The sequence below is a fragment of the Streptomyces sp. NPDC086787 genome, assembly GCF_044745865.1.
Lineage (GTDB): Bacteria > Actinomycetota > Actinomycetes > Streptomycetales > Streptomycetaceae > Streptomyces.
Genome location: NZ_JBIVBC010000019.1, coordinates 86,877 through 101,026, shown reverse-complemented (window position 1 = coordinate 101,026; position 14,150 = coordinate 86,877). Strand labels below are relative to the sequence as shown.

Annotated in this window: 14 protein-coding genes and 3 pseudogenes; 13 read left to right on the top strand and 4 right to left on the bottom strand. The window is 67.7% G+C overall.

The genetic code is table 11. The features are described 5' to 3' along the window. Positions 1–100, top strand: a pseudogene (locus ACIPK3_RS30620) (IS481 family transposase); the annotation flags it as partial. Here ACIPK3_RS30620 and ACIPK3_RS30615 read toward each other — a convergent pair. Then, the gene (locus tag ACIPK3_RS30615; protein WP_402574911.1) at positions 97–771 is read right to left on the bottom strand and encodes a CBS domain-containing protein; all 675 of its coding nucleotides are present in this window, start codon (positions 769–771) and stop codon (positions 97–99) included. The pseudogene ACIPK3_RS30620 and the gene ACIPK3_RS30615 sit on opposite strands and share 4 nt — an antisense overlap. A gap of 284 nt (positions 772–1,055) precedes the next feature. Between ACIPK3_RS30615 and ACIPK3_RS30610 the strand changes: the two genes are divergently transcribed. Further along, positions 1,056–1,958: a universal stress protein gene (locus ACIPK3_RS30610; RefSeq protein ID WP_402574909.1), complete on the top strand. Its 903-nt coding sequence runs from the start codon at positions 1,056–1,058 to the stop codon at positions 1,956–1,958. Between the two features lie 41 nt (positions 1,959–1,999). Here ACIPK3_RS30610 and ACIPK3_RS30605 read toward each other — a convergent pair whose 3' ends face one another. Together ACIPK3_RS30605 and ACIPK3_RS30600 are read right to left on the bottom strand one after the other, a co-directional pair. Beyond that, positions 2,000–2,443: a pyridoxamine 5'-phosphate oxidase family protein gene (locus ACIPK3_RS30605; protein WP_402574907.1), complete on the bottom strand. Its 444-nt coding sequence runs from the start codon at positions 2,441–2,443 to the stop codon at positions 2,000–2,002. Between the two features lie 309 nt (positions 2,444–2,752). Next, complete coding sequence (locus tag ACIPK3_RS30600) at positions 2,753–4,465, bottom strand: GAF domain-containing protein (RefSeq protein WP_402574905.1); 1,713 nt, start codon at positions 4,463–4,465, stop codon at positions 2,753–2,755. Positions 4,466–5,228: 763 nt separating this feature from the next. Here ACIPK3_RS30600 and ACIPK3_RS30595 point away from each other — a divergent pair. From ACIPK3_RS30595 to ACIPK3_RS30550, 10 genes and pseudogenes are all read left to right on the top strand, one after another. Continuing rightward, positions 5,229–5,432 (top strand): cold-shock protein, encoded by a 204-nt coding sequence (locus ACIPK3_RS30595; RefSeq protein ID WP_267058905.1) that lies wholly within the window; start codon positions 5,229–5,231, stop codon positions 5,430–5,432. A gap of 341 nt (positions 5,433–5,773) precedes the next feature. Beyond that, positions 5,774–7,267, top strand: a complete 1,494-nt coding sequence (locus ACIPK3_RS30590) for a DEAD/DEAH box helicase (protein WP_402574902.1) — start codon at positions 5,774–5,776, stop codon at positions 7,265–7,267. Positions 7,268–7,311: 44 nt separating this feature from the next. Further along, positions 7,312–7,717 (top strand): annotated as a pseudogene (locus tag ACIPK3_RS30585) (CBS domain-containing protein). Between the two features lie 50 nt (positions 7,718–7,767). Then, a complete protein-coding gene (locus tag ACIPK3_RS30580; RefSeq protein WP_402574900.1) occupies positions 7,768–8,076 on the top strand; it encodes an SCO5918 family protein in 309 nt (102 codons plus the stop codon). 1,181 nt (positions 8,077–9,257) lie between these two features. Beyond that, entirely contained in the window at positions 9,258–9,596 is a 339-nt protein-coding gene (locus ACIPK3_RS30575; RefSeq protein ID WP_402574898.1) for a MerR family transcriptional regulator, read from the top strand. A 239-nt stretch (positions 9,597–9,835) separates the two neighbouring features. After that, positions 9,836–10,039: a cold-shock protein gene (locus ACIPK3_RS30570; protein WP_030052720.1), complete on the top strand. Its 204-nt coding sequence runs from the start codon at positions 9,836–9,838 to the stop codon at positions 10,037–10,039. Between the two features lie 412 nt (positions 10,040–10,451). Continuing rightward, positions 10,452–10,718: pseudogene (locus tag ACIPK3_RS30565) on the top strand (hypothetical protein); the annotation flags it as partial. 397 nt (positions 10,719–11,115) lie between these two features. Then, positions 11,116–11,919, top strand: coding sequence for an alpha/beta fold hydrolase (locus ACIPK3_RS30560; protein ID WP_402574896.1), 804 nt, complete (start codon positions 11,116–11,118; stop codon positions 11,917–11,919). Then, a complete protein-coding gene (locus ACIPK3_RS30555) occupies positions 11,919–13,208 on the top strand; it encodes a PP2C family protein-serine/threonine phosphatase (protein ID WP_402574919.1) in 1,290 nt (429 codons plus the stop codon). The genes ACIPK3_RS30560 and ACIPK3_RS30555 overlap by 1 nt, the downstream gene beginning before the upstream one ends. Beyond that, a complete protein-coding gene (locus ACIPK3_RS30550) occupies positions 13,205–13,543 on the top strand; it encodes an STAS domain-containing protein (RefSeq protein WP_402574894.1) in 339 nt (112 codons plus the stop codon). The genes ACIPK3_RS30555 and ACIPK3_RS30550 overlap by 4 nt, the downstream gene beginning before the upstream one ends. 76 nt (positions 13,544–13,619) lie before the next feature. Here the strand turns inward: ACIPK3_RS30550 and ACIPK3_RS30545 are convergent, their stop codons facing one another. After that, complete coding sequence (locus ACIPK3_RS30545; protein ID WP_402574892.1) at positions 13,620–13,793, bottom strand: CsbD family protein; 174 nt, start codon at positions 13,791–13,793, stop codon at positions 13,620–13,622. 139 nt (positions 13,794–13,932) lie between these two features. Here ACIPK3_RS30545 and ACIPK3_RS30540 point away from each other — a divergent pair, with 139 nt between their 5' ends. Then, a complete protein-coding gene (locus ACIPK3_RS30540) occupies positions 13,933–14,103 on the top strand; it encodes a hydrophobic protein (protein ID WP_069783483.1) in 171 nt (56 codons plus the stop codon). The last annotated feature ends 47 nt before the right edge of the window (positions 14,104–14,150 follow it).

Genomic DNA, 14,150 nt, shown 5'->3' with positions numbered 1-14,150 from the left:
CGACTTCCTTCACACCTACAACTACCATCGCTGCCACACCGCACTCGGAGGCCAACCACCCATCAGCCGTGTCAACAACCCTGCGGGTCAATACAACTAGGGCCGACCGGCCCCGGTGACTGTGCGGTCGTCGCGGGCCAGGTCGAACTGCACGTCCACCACCCCTTCGACGGCCCGTACCAGGCGGGCGGCCACCGGGACCAGGGCGGTGTCGCGGATGCGGCCCGTCAGTGTGACGACCCCGTCGTGGACATCCACCTGGAGGGCCGAGGTGGGCGGGGGGAACAGGTAGGAAACGATCTCCCGTCGTACTTCCTCCGCGATGCTGTCGTCGTCGCGCAGAAACACCTTGAGCAGGTCGGCTCGGCTGGCGACACCTTCCAGCAGTCCGGTCTCGTCAACGACGGGCAGCCGTTTGACTCCGGCACGGGCCATGATCCGCGCCGCCGCCGCGAGGGTGTCGCCCGGCCGGACGGTGATGGCGGGCGAGGACATCAGGTCGGCTGCGGTATCCGCTCGGGCCTTCGCTGTGACGCCGGGTCCGCGAGCCTGGGCGTAGGCGTCCTCGGGGTTGTCGCGCAGTTCTTCTTTGGGCAGCAGGTCGGCTTCGGAGACCACGCCGATTACCCGCCCTTCCCCTTCGATCACGGGCAGGGCGCTGACCTGCCATTCCTGCATCAGCCGCACGATCTCTTTGAAGGGCGCCCGCTGTCCGACGGCGGCGACCGTGTGCGTCATGACGTCGCTGATGATGTGCACTCTGCCGTACATGGTGAGCTCCACGAATCTCGGACGTCGGACGGCTCTCTTCTCAGGATGTACCGGTAGTGGAGTGTGAGCCAGGGACCGCCAGGCCCCCCGGAGGTAGTCGTTCGGGCTTCGTGCCGCACGAAATCGGGTCCTGCGGCTCCGAGTGTCCTGCTGCCGGTTTTACAGCAGCCGTCCCGAGAAACACTCCGGGTCGTTCGGACCTGGATGGGGTCGTGCGGCCCCTGACGCCGTGAGCCGAACGCTCCCACCCTGGAGATACGACTGCTGTCCGGGAGGTGGAGACGATGATCCGCACCGTCACGGTGGGTGTCGATGGCTCGCCTGAGAGCCGTGCCGCCGCCGGATGGGCAGCACGCGAGGCCCAGCTGCGCAGATTGCCGTTGAGGGCTGTCCACGTCTGGGAGCCGATTCCCGCGCTGGTGGCTCAAGCCCCTCAGCTCGGCGGTGAAACCCTGCAGAGCTGGACAGACGGAATGACCGTCAATGTTGTGGACGCACTACGGCTTCGACATCCCGACGTCGAGATCATCGTTGATCAGCTGCCTGGGGAACCTGCCGAAGCCCTGCTCGTGGCGGCCGAGTCCGCGGAGCTGCTGGTGCTGGGCTCCCGCGGTTTCGGTGGGATCGGCGGCCTTCTCCTCGGCTCGGTCAGTCTGTCCGCCGTCGCCGGTGCCGGATGTCCCGTGGTGCTGGTCCGAGCCGGTGAGCACCCCGCCGAGGAAGACCAGGCGGACGCACCGAGTGCGCCGGCCGAGACCGGGCCCTGCCGGCCTGTCGTCCTCGGCCTTGACGCTCCGGACGAGGCTCTCCTGGAGTTCGCGTTCGACGCCGCAGCGCGCCGTGACGCGTCACTGCGGGTCGCGTCCGCGTGGAGCGAGCCTCCCTCCTCCTCTTTCTACCGCTACTACGGGAGCACCGAGCTGTACGACTCGCTCACGCACAGTAAAGCCAAGGCTCTGACCGAGGTGCTCCTGCCCTGGCGCCAGAAGTTCCCGACCGTGCAGGTCGTCGAGGCGAGCCGGTGCGGAGTCGCTGCGCAGATCCTCGTTGATTCGTCGCGCCAGGCATCCCTGGTGGTCGTCGGCCGGCGTATCCGTACCAACCCCTTCGGCACGCACATAGGCCATGTGACCCATGCCGTCTTGCATCACTCCACGCCCCCAGTCGCTGTGGTCCCCCACCCCTGACCTCTGAGCAAACTCATTTTGGCGGTAGAAGAGTCGCTGTGCTATTGCTGATTCTCCGTCCCGGTGAGCAGCACCCCCGTGACCAGTTCGGGGCGGATTCGGACCGCGTGGTCCATCTCCTGCCGCGGTATCCAGGGCTCCAGCAGACCCCGAATGCGGGTGAGGTCGGCAGTGTCAGTTACCAGGCGGGCGTAGCCGGTGACCACCACGCTCCAGCCGGCGTGCGTGTCCGCGTCGATGGAGTCGGCCTCGTAGGCGACGACGACTCCATCGCCGTCGGGTGGGGTCGACAAGGCCACCGCCGCGTCCTCGTGGATACGGATCACGATGTCACCGCCGTCCACGATGTGGTTCACGGGGCGGATAGTTGGCAAAGCCCGTCGGGTGAAGACAAGTCTTCCCAGGGGAACAGTGCCCAGCAGGCTCAACGCTCTGGTCCGGTCCAGCTCGATGCGCCGACCCGTTGCACTGCCTTCACGGCTCATGGCTGCTCTCTTCGTGTACGCGAGACGCATCTCTTCGGATGCCGTACCAGGCGCGTTTGCCGCGGCACCGTGCGCTACGGAGCAACACTGTGGAACCGGTGCCACTCCTGTCTGATCCAGTGTCGTTCGCCGTGCTGCTTCTCCCCAGTGCCGTTCGGTCCTTGCCAAGGGCCGGTCGGCCTGGCGTGCGTTTCAGTGCTGTCGCGATCAAGTACGGCTTCCGCCTCCGCGAAACCGAAGCTGCATGGGCGAGAAGGGGCATCCGGGGCTCGCGCACGGCGCCAGCCCATCTCCGCAGCGCTGGGCGGGCTACTCGGCCGGCAGCGGGACGCGCCATTCCAGCGTGGTACCGCCGCCGTCCGGACGCGTCAGCTCGAGCCCCCCGCCGTGCCTGTCCGCACGCTCGGCCATGTTGCGAAGGCCGCTTCGCCGACCACCGGGCGCGAGGCCCACCCCGTTGTCGGACACCTGCAGGCGCACCTCGCGGTTGGCGGCCGTCAGGCGTACCTGAGCCCGGTCGGCGTGGGCGTGCCGCGCCACGTTGGTGAGCGCCTCGGTCAGCACGGCCATCACCTCGTTGGCGATGTCGGGCGGCACGTCGGTGTCCACCAGACCTTCCATGTGCACACTGGGAGTGAAGCCCAGCAGGGGTGCGGACTCACCGACCACACGGACCAGGTCCGCCCGCAAGCCGCTGCCGCCTCTCTCCGTCTCCGCAGGAGTCCGAAGGCCGAAGATCGTTGACCTGATGATCTTGATGGTCTCGTCCAGGTCGTCCACGGCCCGCAGCACCCGCTCCGATGCCTGAGGGTGCTCGATGAAGCGGCCCGCGCTCTGCAAGGTCATCCCCGCGGCGAACAGCCGTTGAATCGCGAAATCGTGCAGGTCGCGTGCAATGCGGTCACGGTCTTCCAGCACCGCGATCTGCTGGGCGTCCTGCCTGCGCTCGGCCAGTTCCATTGCGATGGCGGCTTGGACCGCGAAGCCCTTGAGCATCTCGGTCTCCGTCTCCAGGAAACCCGGCCGTCCTGCCTCCCGAGCCACCAGGACCACCCCCCGCACGCCTCCTCCGCCCGTGCCGATCGGAACGGCAGCGGCAGGGCCGAGGCCGCCGAAACGCGGCGGCTCGGGATTGATCCGATCGTCGTGGCACACGTCCTCGCTACTGACCGGGGCTGCCGTGGTGTACGCCATCCCCATCAGGCTTCCCCGCAGGGGCAGCACCAGGCCCCGGTGTGCCTCGGCGTCCAGACCGACGGCGATTTCCACGGTCAGAGACCCGGTGCTCTCCACCGGCAGGGCAACTGCTGCGAGCGCCGAAGCCGAGATCTCCCGCGCGCGCTCGGCGATCAGAGCCAGCGAATCGACACGGTCGGTTCCGGCCATCAGGCTATGGCTGATTTCCGCGTTCGCGCGTAGCCAGCGCTCGCGCAGCCGGGATTCCTCGTAGAGCCGCGCGTTGTCGATGGCCACACCGGCCGCCACGGCCAGAGTGGTGAGCACCGCCTCGTCTGCCTCGTCGAATTCCGCGCCGCCTCGCTTTTCGGTCAGGTACAGATTGCCGAACACCTGGCCGCGAATCCGGATGGGGACACCGAGAAAGCTGTTCATGGGCGGGTGGGACGGCGGGAAGCCGTATGAGGCCGGGTGACCGGCGATCTTCGCGAGCCGGAGCGGACGGGGGTCTCGGATCAGTTCACCCAGGATGCCGTGGCCTTCTGGGAAGGGGCCGATCGCTGAGATCTGTTGCTCGCTCATGCCTACCGTGTGAAAGGCCGAGAGCCGGGAGCCGTCGGGTCCGATGACGCCGAGAGCGGCGTACTCGGCGTCCACGAGCTCCGCAGCGGCTTCGACCACCGAGTGCAGGGCGTGCTCCAGTTCCAGCTCCCTGCCGACGGACAGGACCGCTGCCAGCAGACCGTGCACACGGTCCCGGCTGCCGCGGGCCGCGTTGATCTGCCCCTGCAGCTCTTTCAGCTGGAGGTCGGGCAGACGGACATGGGGTTCACCGGAGCCGGTCACCGCTTCCCTCCAGGTCCGGTCGGCACTAAGAACCTACCGGCGGGTCATATCCACCATATCCGCTCCTGTCCCAGGATGGGTACGCCGAGTCGCTTGCGGTGAGCCGACAGTTGACTGCGACGACGTCTTCGACTCCTTGGGTCAGGCGGGCGGCGAGGGTGATCCGAATTGATCCGAACAGTGTCCTGAACCCGGCCCGACAGGGGGGCGACACCTTCTGTCACCACGGTGTGCACGGGCCTTGATCGCGGCCAGGAGGGTGCCGCCGCGGTCGGTGAAGGCGACGTCGTCGATTCGACCAGGCCGGTGGCCCGGGTTCGGCGTGGTCGGCCGCCCCAACTTCACCGGGCTCCCAGGGGCGGACGATCCACGACGGGGCGGGCGGTCTGGGTGTACAACCTGGACAAGGGCACCGTGCTGCGCATCCGGTCACCCTGTACGGCACCGTCTTCCTTCCTGAAACGTTGTACTTCGAGTGAATCAATGTCTGTGTCCGGGACGTCAGATTTTGAAGGATCGCGCAATGGGAGTTTTTGCCGCGAAGAGCGGAGCGGAATTATTCAACGTACACGGGTCGTTCCGGCGTGCTAGTGTCGATCTCGGTTGCAGTTGTGGTTCCCAAAACTTCAAGTGCCCCCACCAGGCATCTGCCGGGTCGGGAGCGCTTCTGTATTTCCGGTCATTTCCGGTCGGGGTAATCATTGCGGCGACACGGCGTTCGCGCAGTGTGGATGCCGATGCACTGCCCCAAAGGAGATATGACATGGCTGCTGGTACTGTGAAGTGGTTCAATGCGGAAAAGGGTTTCGGCTTCATCGAGCAGGAAGGTGGCGGCCCCGACGTGTTCGCCCACTATTCGAACATTGCGGCGCAGGGCTTCCGTGAGCTGCTCGAAGGCCAGAAGGTGAACTTTGACATCGCGCAGGGCCAAAAGGGCCCGACTGCCGAGAACATCGTTCCCGCCTGACGCTCACGCACCATCTGTAGCCGGACCCCGCATCCTTCGGGGTGCGGGGTCCGGCTACACGCATCTCCCGCGGTGATTTCACCCGTGGGACGACTCGGAGGAATCCGCAGTCCCGCCACGCGCGACTCCTCCTCCGGAGATGCAGGCGCATCCTGAGGAGCTGCACCGCAGCCGACGCCCGGATCTTACGCCTCCATCGCGTCTCTCATTTCAGAACGTGCGCCCCGGACATTTCCGTCGGCCAGATTCTTTCTTTTGCTACCGGTCCATACTTGTAATTCTCCATGCCGCTCGTCGCTGCGGGAATTCCTTGATATGTGCCACATCGAGGAAGGTTCCGCATGAACCGCACCCGTACGAATGACCTCTCCGCCCGCACCCGTCAGGGCGGTGCCGACGCGGGGAAGGGCCGCAGTCGCTCCGGCTCGCCGGCACCGCGCCGTTCCGGCGGGCCTGCCCGTTCCGGCGGTTACGGCCGTCGGCCCGCCCCGGTGCAGGGAGAGTTCGCGCTGCCCAGGACGATCACCCCCGCGCTTCCTGCCGTTGAGGGTTTTGCCGATCTCGGCATGCCCGAGCAGTTGCTGGCCGAACTCGGCAGGCAGGGCGTGACCGTGCCGTTCCCGATCCAGGGCGCCACGCTGCCGAACTCCCTGGCGGGCCGTGACGTCCTGGGCCGCGGGCGCACCGGTTCCGGCAAGACTCTCGCCTTCGGCCTCGCCCTGCTCGCCCGTTCGGCCGGACGGCGTGCTGAGCCCCGCCAGCCGCTGGGGCTGATCCTCGTACCGACGCGTGAACTGGCGCAGCAGGTGACCGACGCGCTCACTCCGTATGCCCGCTCCGTCAGGCTGCGGCTGGCCACGGTGGTGGGTGGCATGTCCATCGGCAGGCAGGCGGTCGCGCTGCGTGGCGGGGCCGAGATCGTCGTGGCGACCCCTGGCCGGCTCAAGGACCTCATCGACCGTGGCGAGTGCAGCCTGAACCAGGTGAGCGTCACGGTGCTGGACGAGGCCGACCAGATGGCCGATATGGGATTCATGCCGCAGGTCACCGCGCTGCTCGACCAGGTGCGTCCGGAGGGGCAGCGGATGCTGTTCTCCGCCACCTTGGACCGCAACGTCGACCTGCTGGTGCGCCGCTATCTGACCGACCCCGTCGTGCATTCGGTCGACCCCTCGGCCGGTGCGGTCACGACGATGGAGCACCACGTCCTGCACGTCCACGGCGCTGACAAGCACGCCGCCACGACCGAGATCGCAGCTCGCGACGGTCGGGTGATCATGTTCCTGGACACCAAGCATGCCGTCGACCGGCTGACCCAGGACCTCCTCAACAGCGGAGTACGCGCCGCCGCGCTGCACGGCGGCAAGTCGCAGCCGCAGCGCACCCGCACGCTGGCGCAGTTCAAGACGGGGCACGTCAGCGTGCTGGTAGCGACCAACGTCGCGGCGCGCGGCATCCACGTCGACAACCTCGACCTCGTCGTCAACGTCGACCCGCCGACCGACCACAAGGACTACCTCCACCGCGGCGGCCGTACCGCCCGCGCCGGCGAGTCCGGCAGTGTCGTCACCCTCGTCACACCGAACCAGCGCCGCAGTATGGTGCGCCTCATGTTGGACGCCGGGATCCGGCCGCAGACCACCCAGATCCACTCGGGCGACGAGGCCCTGCGCCGGATCACCGGTGCCCAGGCCCCCTCCGGCATCCCGGTGGTCATCACCGCACCGGTGGCCGAACGCCCCAAGCGCAGCACCACCTCCCGAGGTCGGCGCCGCTCCTCTTCGGCAACCCGGCGCGCGCCCGTACGCAAGCCGGTCTTCGGCGCGGCGGCCTAGGACCTCGTGATCAAGAAGCTGACCATCTCTGCAGGAGGCACCTTTTGACGCTGGTTCAGATGCAGCCCCGCCCGGCGAGCGCCGGCCCCGTGCACAGGACGGCGGAGGAGGTCGTGGACGCGGCCGGACCGCAGGTCTGTGACGACATGAGCGTCGAGGTTGCGCTGTCCGTCATGGCCGCAGCCCGCACGAGCCGACTGGTCGTCTGTGACCAGGACGACCAGCGTACCGGCCTGGTCACCCGGACCGACCTCACCACCGTCCGCGACAGCTCCGCCTACACGGACCGCGTCCGCCTGCGCGACATCCTCGGCGACCACGGCTCGTTCACCTCACCCGTGACCACGACGGCCGAAGCCGAGCACGTGTTGCGCACCCGTGGGCTCGGTGCCCTGCCGGTGGCCGACGGGCAGAGGCAGCGCCCTGGGCGTCCTCGCCCTCTCCCGCTGAGCCGCCGCACGCTGGTCGGACGGTTCTCCCCTTCTCCCTTGTGAGGCTCCATGCGCTGCGTCATCGCCCGTTTCCCCTTCGAGCTCACCAAGCGTGGCGTGCTGGAATCGATGAAGGGCGTCAAGCCCGAACCGGTTACCGGCGATTCGGTGATCATCGGCCGTCGTCACTATCCCCTCAAGCAGGTCGGCCAGGTCGTCACGCGCCAGGACCGCCGTGACTTCAGCGCCCTCGAAGTCCTGCGGGCCATGACTCAGCTCGGATTCACCTGCCGCGCCGCCCCCAAGGCCGCGCCCCGGGGTGTTCTCAGCCCGATGCAGCACGCCTCCTCGATGCTCGGCACCCCCGTAGCCGTCTGACCCCGAGAACAGGCGCGAACCGACACCTGAACAGCGGTGTGGGCCCTATCGGTACGCCGATCGGGCCCACACTGCGTGCGGCCGACGCCCGTCGCTGCCGCTCAGTGGTCGGAATGGCTGAAGTCGCCCATGGCTCAGGCGCTGACGTCCTGGATCGCAACCGGGTACATCCCGCCTGTCTCCGGGATCCCGACCGCGCCCCGCAGGATCCGGGCGACATGGAAGTGCAGATGCGTCAACGAGCAGCTTGTCGGGCTTCGACGCGAAGTGGACCGTATTCGCTGGCGCCATCCGGCCGCGTGAGTTGAGCAGTGACGCTACCGGGCAGGGCAGACGCTCACGGTCTTGCCGCCTGAGGCCCGGCGGGTGACTGCCTGGGCGTCGGCGAGGCGGGTGACCAGGGGGCCAGCCGAAGCCCCCGGTGCCGCCGTCCGGGTCAGGGGTGCGCATGTCCGGCAGCGGCCGTGCCGTGGCGCAGGGCATTGGTGGAGCTCGGACGCGACAAGACCACGCTGTCCGCCTCGGCAGGCGGCACGGCGAGAGTCGACCCTGGGACGAGGAAGCAGACCCTCGCGTGGCTGAGGCAGATGCAGGAGCGTCAACCGGTGGTGTTCTTCTCGACGCAGTGTTGGCCGGTGCCCGCCGACGGCACGCCGGCTCGGTCGGCGACGTCACAGCCACCGGCGTGCCGCGCGGCGAGTGGGCCACTGCGAGCGCCGGACTGAGCCTCTGAGCTGCCTGAACCGTCCACGGACCGGTCGAGCAGACCGAAACGGACTACCTCATCTTCGAGCGCGCGAAAATCTATTCCAGCTGAAGTAGACATTGGGCGGCAGTGCGGTTATGGTTTCTCTCGTAGCCGAGATCGAGCGAGCGCGGCAGAGATGAACTGCCGGGCAGCAGTACGCAAATAGTTGATCAAGAGGGAAGAATGGAGGAGCCGAGCGCCATCAGGATCGCCCGGGTAAAGGTCTTGGACCCGGGTACCGCAGGACATCGGTAGTGAGGTGGTCTCCGGTCAAGCAATCGCGATCCCCGCGCCCCCGACAGCACGTCGGTCGGGTTTGCGGAAACAGAGGGCCGGTGCAGTATCAGGGCCGGCAGATGGTGTAGTAGTTCCTTCGGGGCCCTGGTGCCAGTACGGCGCCAGGGCCCCTCGACGCGTTCCACAGAGAGGTGCAATGACAGCAGACGACACGTTCGGCCGTCTCGATGACGACGACTACCCCGCTTACACCATGGGCCGGGCCGCCGAGATCCTCGGCACCACACAGGGTTTCCTCCGCGCCATCGGCGAAGCCCGCCTCATCACCCCGCTGCGCTCCGCAGGCGGCCACCGTCGCTACTCCCGCTACCAGCTGCGCATCGCCGCCCGCGCTCGGGAACTCGTCGACCATGGGACCCCCATCGAGGCTGCCTGCCGGATCGTCATCCTCGAAGACCAGCTCGAGGAAGCCCAGCGCCTCAACGCCGAATATCGCCGTGCCGCCGAATCAGCGAACCCAACGTCAGCAACATGAGATGAGCGTGCCCGTCGGCGTCGGCGGGCACCCGTGCACGGTCTGTGTGCGGCGTGATCACTTCCTCTGGTGACGCGGCGTGTGGGCGTGTAGCGTCTGCGTCAGCTGTCGTGGTTCGGAGTTCCCTCTCGCTCATGCCTCTGGTGTGGGCGTTTTGCTGTGCTTGCCGCAGGGACCAGGGCGATCACCTCCGTCTGCCACATGGAGTGGGAGGCGTTCGTCGACTGGAAGGCATGACCATGGCTACGGGAACTGTGAAGTGGTTCAACGCGGAGAAGGGCTTCGGCTTCATCGCACAGGATGGCGGCGGCCCGGATGTCTTCGCGCACTACTCAGCGATCAACTCCACAGGCTTTCGTGAGCTCCAGGAGGGCCAGGCCGTGACGTTCGATGTCACCCAGGGCCAGAAGGGTCCACAGGCCGAGAACATCAACCTGGCCTGACCTCCCAGACCGGCCCGAGGGAGCACCCGCGCCGCGTCCGGTGGCCTTCGCCCGTGCGGGCCCTGCCGCTCACCTGGACAAGCGCCTGATCTGCAGAGGCCCGGGGCGGTGCGACATCGGCCCGGACTTCCTGACCTCAGTCGCTCAAGCGTCGTCGGGAACGGGAGCCGCATGTCCTGCGCCGCGGCCGTGCAGCTTGGAGGAGCCGACGTTCAGACGCTCGTCCAGGCGGGAGGCTTTCCCTCCAGTCGGATCGTCCGACCTGCGGTCCGTGTGCAGGACGCGCCAGGCGGTGAACTCGAGATCGCTCCGCGTCCGGCGCCGCGGGGGAGGAGCAGTTCGAGGAGCCTGGTGGCCTCCCCGCGGTTGGTCACAGGGGCGACGGTCCGAACCAGCGTGCCGTCGCCCTCGTCCTCCACGCTCGGAGGGCGGCCACCGCCGCTACTCCCGTTACCAGTTGGAGGTCGCCCCTCGTGCCCGCGAACTCGTCGACCAGGACACTCCGGTCGAGGCTGCCTGTCGCATGACGGTGCGTGGCAACGAGAAGCGAGCGTGCTGTCGGCGAAGACGACCCACCAACGGGTCCGCAGTCGGCCGGTCGGTCACGTCCCGTGCTGCCGCGGACTCCTCCGCGTCTACGAAGTCCACCTCGCCGCTGACTGTGATCATCAAGACCTGATAGTGCAGGGGGGACGTGCACTGTCCTTTCGGAGATCGCGCGCATGGCGACAACTTCGCCCCCGTGCACGCAAGGAGGCCGGCCACCCCAGGACCGCAGGCGGTAGGTCCGTGACTTCATGTCGGCCAGCGGCCCACGCGGTTGGAGGCATGCTCGACATCCGCCAAGCGACCGCGCTCCGCGCACCGATTGCGGCCGCCTGGCACGCAGACAGGGTGCCGCCCGGGAGATCGGTCGTCGTATGAGCTGCGTCACCGGTCATACTGGGGTGACTGTTCCGAAACGCGGGGGTTTGCGGGTGATTCTCCTGTGATGTTTGTGGAGGCGGCGGGTGCGCCGGGGGAGTGAGTCCCCTGCCATGACCTGCCAGTAAGTGGGGGGCTGCAACACTGACCGGATGGATATCGGCCGCAGGAACAACGTCAGTGTCGTCGGCAATCCGCAGGGGCGGACGGTGGTGCTGGCGCACGGCTTCGGCTGCGACCAGAACATGTGGCGGCTGACGGTGCCTGCTCTGGCCGAGGACTACAGGGTAGTGCTGTTCGACTACGTGGGTTCCGGGCGCGCGGATCCGGCCGCCTTCTCGGAGGATCGGTACGCCTCGTTGCACGGGTATGCCCAGGACGTGGTGGAGGTGTGCGAAGCGTTCGAGCTGGGCGATGCGGTGTTCGTGGGGCACTCGGTCAGCGCGATGATCGGGGTACTGGCCGCGGACATGGCGCCGGAACGGATCGGGGCCATGGTGATGGTAGCCCCCTCGCCGCGGTACCTCGATGACGACGGTTACCGGGGCGGGTTCAGTGCCGAGGACATCGACGAGCTGCTGGCCTCGCTCGAGGCGAACTATCTGGGCTGGTCGGCGGCGATGGCGCCCGTGATCATGGGCAATGCGGAGCGGCCCGAGCTGGGGGAGGAGCTGACGAACAGCTTCTGCGCCACCGACCCGGACATGGCGCGCGTCTTCGCCCGCACCACCTTTCTGTCGGACTCCAGGGACTGTCTGAAGGGCGTGCGGGTGCCGACGCTGGTCCTGGAATGCACCCAGGACGCCATCGCCCCCCGGGAGGTCGGAGCCTTCGTCCACCAGGCGATCCCCGGCTCCACCCTGGTGACTCTCGATGCGACCGGGCACTGCCCGCATCTGTCCGCACCCGAGGCAACCAACGCAGCCATCCGTACCTTCCTGGCGGGCTTGCGATGATGTGCAGCACCGGGCACCAGCCCGATCCGCCCGACGCCGACGACGGCGTAACGGAGACGGCAGCCTTCGCCGCACTGCTGGAGGACAGCGCCGAGGACCTGTACGAGTCCGCGCCCTGCGGATACCTGTCCACGCTGATGGACGGCACCATCGCGAAGATCAACACTACCCTGCTGAACTGGCTCGGCCTTCGGCGTGAGGCAGTGGTGGGCCTGACACGGTTCACCGACCTGCTGACCGTGGGCGGCAAGCTGTACCACGAGACCCACTTCGCTCCGCTGCTGCGCATGCGGAGCGAGATCAGCGGCATAGCCCTGGAGATCAAACAGGCAAACGGCGACCGCATGCCGGTGCTGGTCTCCTCCGTGGTCAAGCACGGCAGCAGCGGCGAGCCGCTTTTCATCCGCACCACATTGTTCGACGCCCGGGACCGCCGTGCCTACGAGGAGGAACTCCTGCGCGGCCGGAAGTCGGCCGAGGAAGCACGCAAGCAGGCGGAGGCCGACCGCGCCCGACTGCAGGACGCCCTGGCCGCGCTCCAGCAGTCACTGCTGCCCGACACTCTCCCGCCGGTCACCGGCATGGAGACGGCCGCCTACTACCACACCGCCCATCCCGACCGGCTCGGCGGCGACTTCTACGACGTCTTCCCCCTCGACGGCAAACGCTTCGCCTTCTTCCTGGGCGACGTCTGCGGCAAAGGCCCCCAGGCGGCGGCGCTCACCTCACTGACCCGTTACACCCTGCGCGCCGCGGCCCTCCACGACCCCGATCCCGTCGCCGCCCTGACGACCCTCAACACAGCACTCCACGAGCGCTACGCGGGCAGCGGCGACCCGCGCTACTGCACTGCCGTCTTCGGCACCCTCGAACCCGACCCGGCAACGGGGAACGTCACGGCCCTCCTCGCCTCGGGCGGACACCCACCGGTCCTCGTCGTCCGACAGGACGGCACCGCCGACTTCCTGCCCACCCCGGGCGGACTCCTGGTCGGCATCCTGCCCTCCGCGCGCTTCGCCACCGCCACCACCGTGCTCGCACCCGGCGACACGCTGCTGCTCTACACCGACGGCATCACCGAAGCCCGTACCGGCAAGGACCGCACCACCCTGTTCGGCGACGAAGCCCTGCTCGCCTTCGCCGCCCAGCACGCCGACCGTCCGCCGCACGCCCTGATCCAGGCCCTGACCAGCCTGCTGCACGGCTTCGGAGACGGCCTCGACGACGACACCGCCCTCCTCGCCCTCGGTGCTAGCGCCGCTCATTCCCAGACGACGAAACCACGATGAGCCCGATTAAGATCACTACCCGAGACGCCGCCACCGGTCCCGTACTGCAGATCTCCGGCGAACTCGACCACACCACCGCGCCCGAACTGCGCGACCTGCTCACCACCATCCTGCTCCAGCCGGGCCAGCGCCTCGTCGTGGACCTGGCCGGCTTGGACTTCTGCGACTCCAGTGGCCTCACCGCCCTGATCGCGGCCCGCAACCACGCCCACTCCGCCCAGGCCGAGATCGCACTCGCCGCAGTCCCCGCCCCTACCCTGCGCGTCCTGCGCATCGTCGGTCTGGATCAGATCTTCCCACTCCACCCCGACAGCCACTCCGCCACCCAGCCCTGACTCCGGGCCCGTTCCGCAACAAAGCGAGGGCCTTCCCGGATGTGTTCCGGGAAGGCCCTCGACGAATGCGGGGGCGTCAGTGCTTGAAGGCGTCCTTGGCTTTCTCCTTCGCCTCACGGGCATCGCCGACGCTCTTCTGCGCCTGACCCTCGGCGGCCATGCGGTCATTCCCGAGAGCGCTGCCCAGCGCCTCCTTGGCCTTGCCTTCGGCCTGCTCGGTCTTCGCCTTGGCCTTCTCGCCGGCAGTCATGGAATGCGCCTCCTCGTAGTTCTGGTGCCGCTGTCGCGGTAAAGCCGCTCGTGCCCCGGTTTTCCCTACACAAACAAGGTGAATCCTGGGATTGGAGGCGCATGTGCAGGGCAGACGGAGCCGCAGGAGGTTGATAACTATGGTTCCCCTGCTTCTTGTTCTTCTTCTCGCGGTCATCCTTTTCGGCGCGGGTTTCGCCGTCAAGATCCTTTGGTGGGTGGCCCTGGCCGTGCTGGTGCTGTGGCTGCTGGGCTTCGTGATGCGTTCCACCACCACCGGCGGCGGGCGTGGCCGCTGGTATCGATGGTGACTTCAGGCGACCCGTTCTCACGCGTAGGGCCCGGCCATGAGGCGAAT

Coding starts and splice junctions, on each gene's coding strand:
- ACIPK3_RS30615 (WP_402574911.1), bottom strand. CDS start 771: ATGTACGGCAGAGTGCACATCATCAGCGACGTCATGACGCACACGGTC.
- ACIPK3_RS30610 (WP_402574909.1), top strand. CDS start 1,056: ATGATCCGCACCGTCACGGTGGGTGTCGATGGCTCGCCTGAGAGCCGT.
- ACIPK3_RS30605 (WP_402574907.1), bottom strand. CDS start 2,443: ATGAGCCGTGAAGGCAGTGCAACGGGTCGGCGCATCGAGCTGGACCGG.
- ACIPK3_RS30595 (WP_267058905.1), top strand. CDS start 5,229: ATGGCTGCTGGTACTGTGAAGTGGTTCAATGCGGAAAAGGGTTTCGGC.
- ACIPK3_RS30590 (WP_402574902.1), top strand. CDS start 5,774: ATGAACCGCACCCGTACGAATGACCTCTCCGCCCGCACCCGTCAGGGC.
- ACIPK3_RS30580 (WP_402574900.1), top strand. CDS start 7,768: ATGCGCTGCGTCATCGCCCGTTTCCCCTTCGAGCTCACCAAGCGTGGC.
- ACIPK3_RS30575 (WP_402574898.1), top strand. CDS start 9,258: ATGACAGCAGACGACACGTTCGGCCGTCTCGATGACGACGACTACCCC.
- ACIPK3_RS30570 (WP_030052720.1), top strand. CDS start 9,836: ATGGCTACGGGAACTGTGAAGTGGTTCAACGCGGAGAAGGGCTTCGGC.
- ACIPK3_RS30560 (WP_402574896.1), top strand. CDS start 11,116: ATGGATATCGGCCGCAGGAACAACGTCAGTGTCGTCGGCAATCCGCAG.
- ACIPK3_RS30555 (WP_402574919.1), top strand. CDS start 11,919: ATGTGCAGCACCGGGCACCAGCCCGATCCGCCCGACGCCGACGACGGC.
- ACIPK3_RS30550 (WP_402574894.1), top strand. CDS start 13,205: ATGAGCCCGATTAAGATCACTACCCGAGACGCCGCCACCGGTCCCGTA.
- ACIPK3_RS30545 (WP_402574892.1), bottom strand. CDS start 13,793: ATGACTGCCGGCGAGAAGGCCAAGGCGAAGACCGAGCAGGCCGAAGGC.
- ACIPK3_RS30540 (WP_069783483.1), top strand. CDS start 13,933: ATGGTTCCCCTGCTTCTTGTTCTTCTTCTCGCGGTCATCCTTTTCGGC.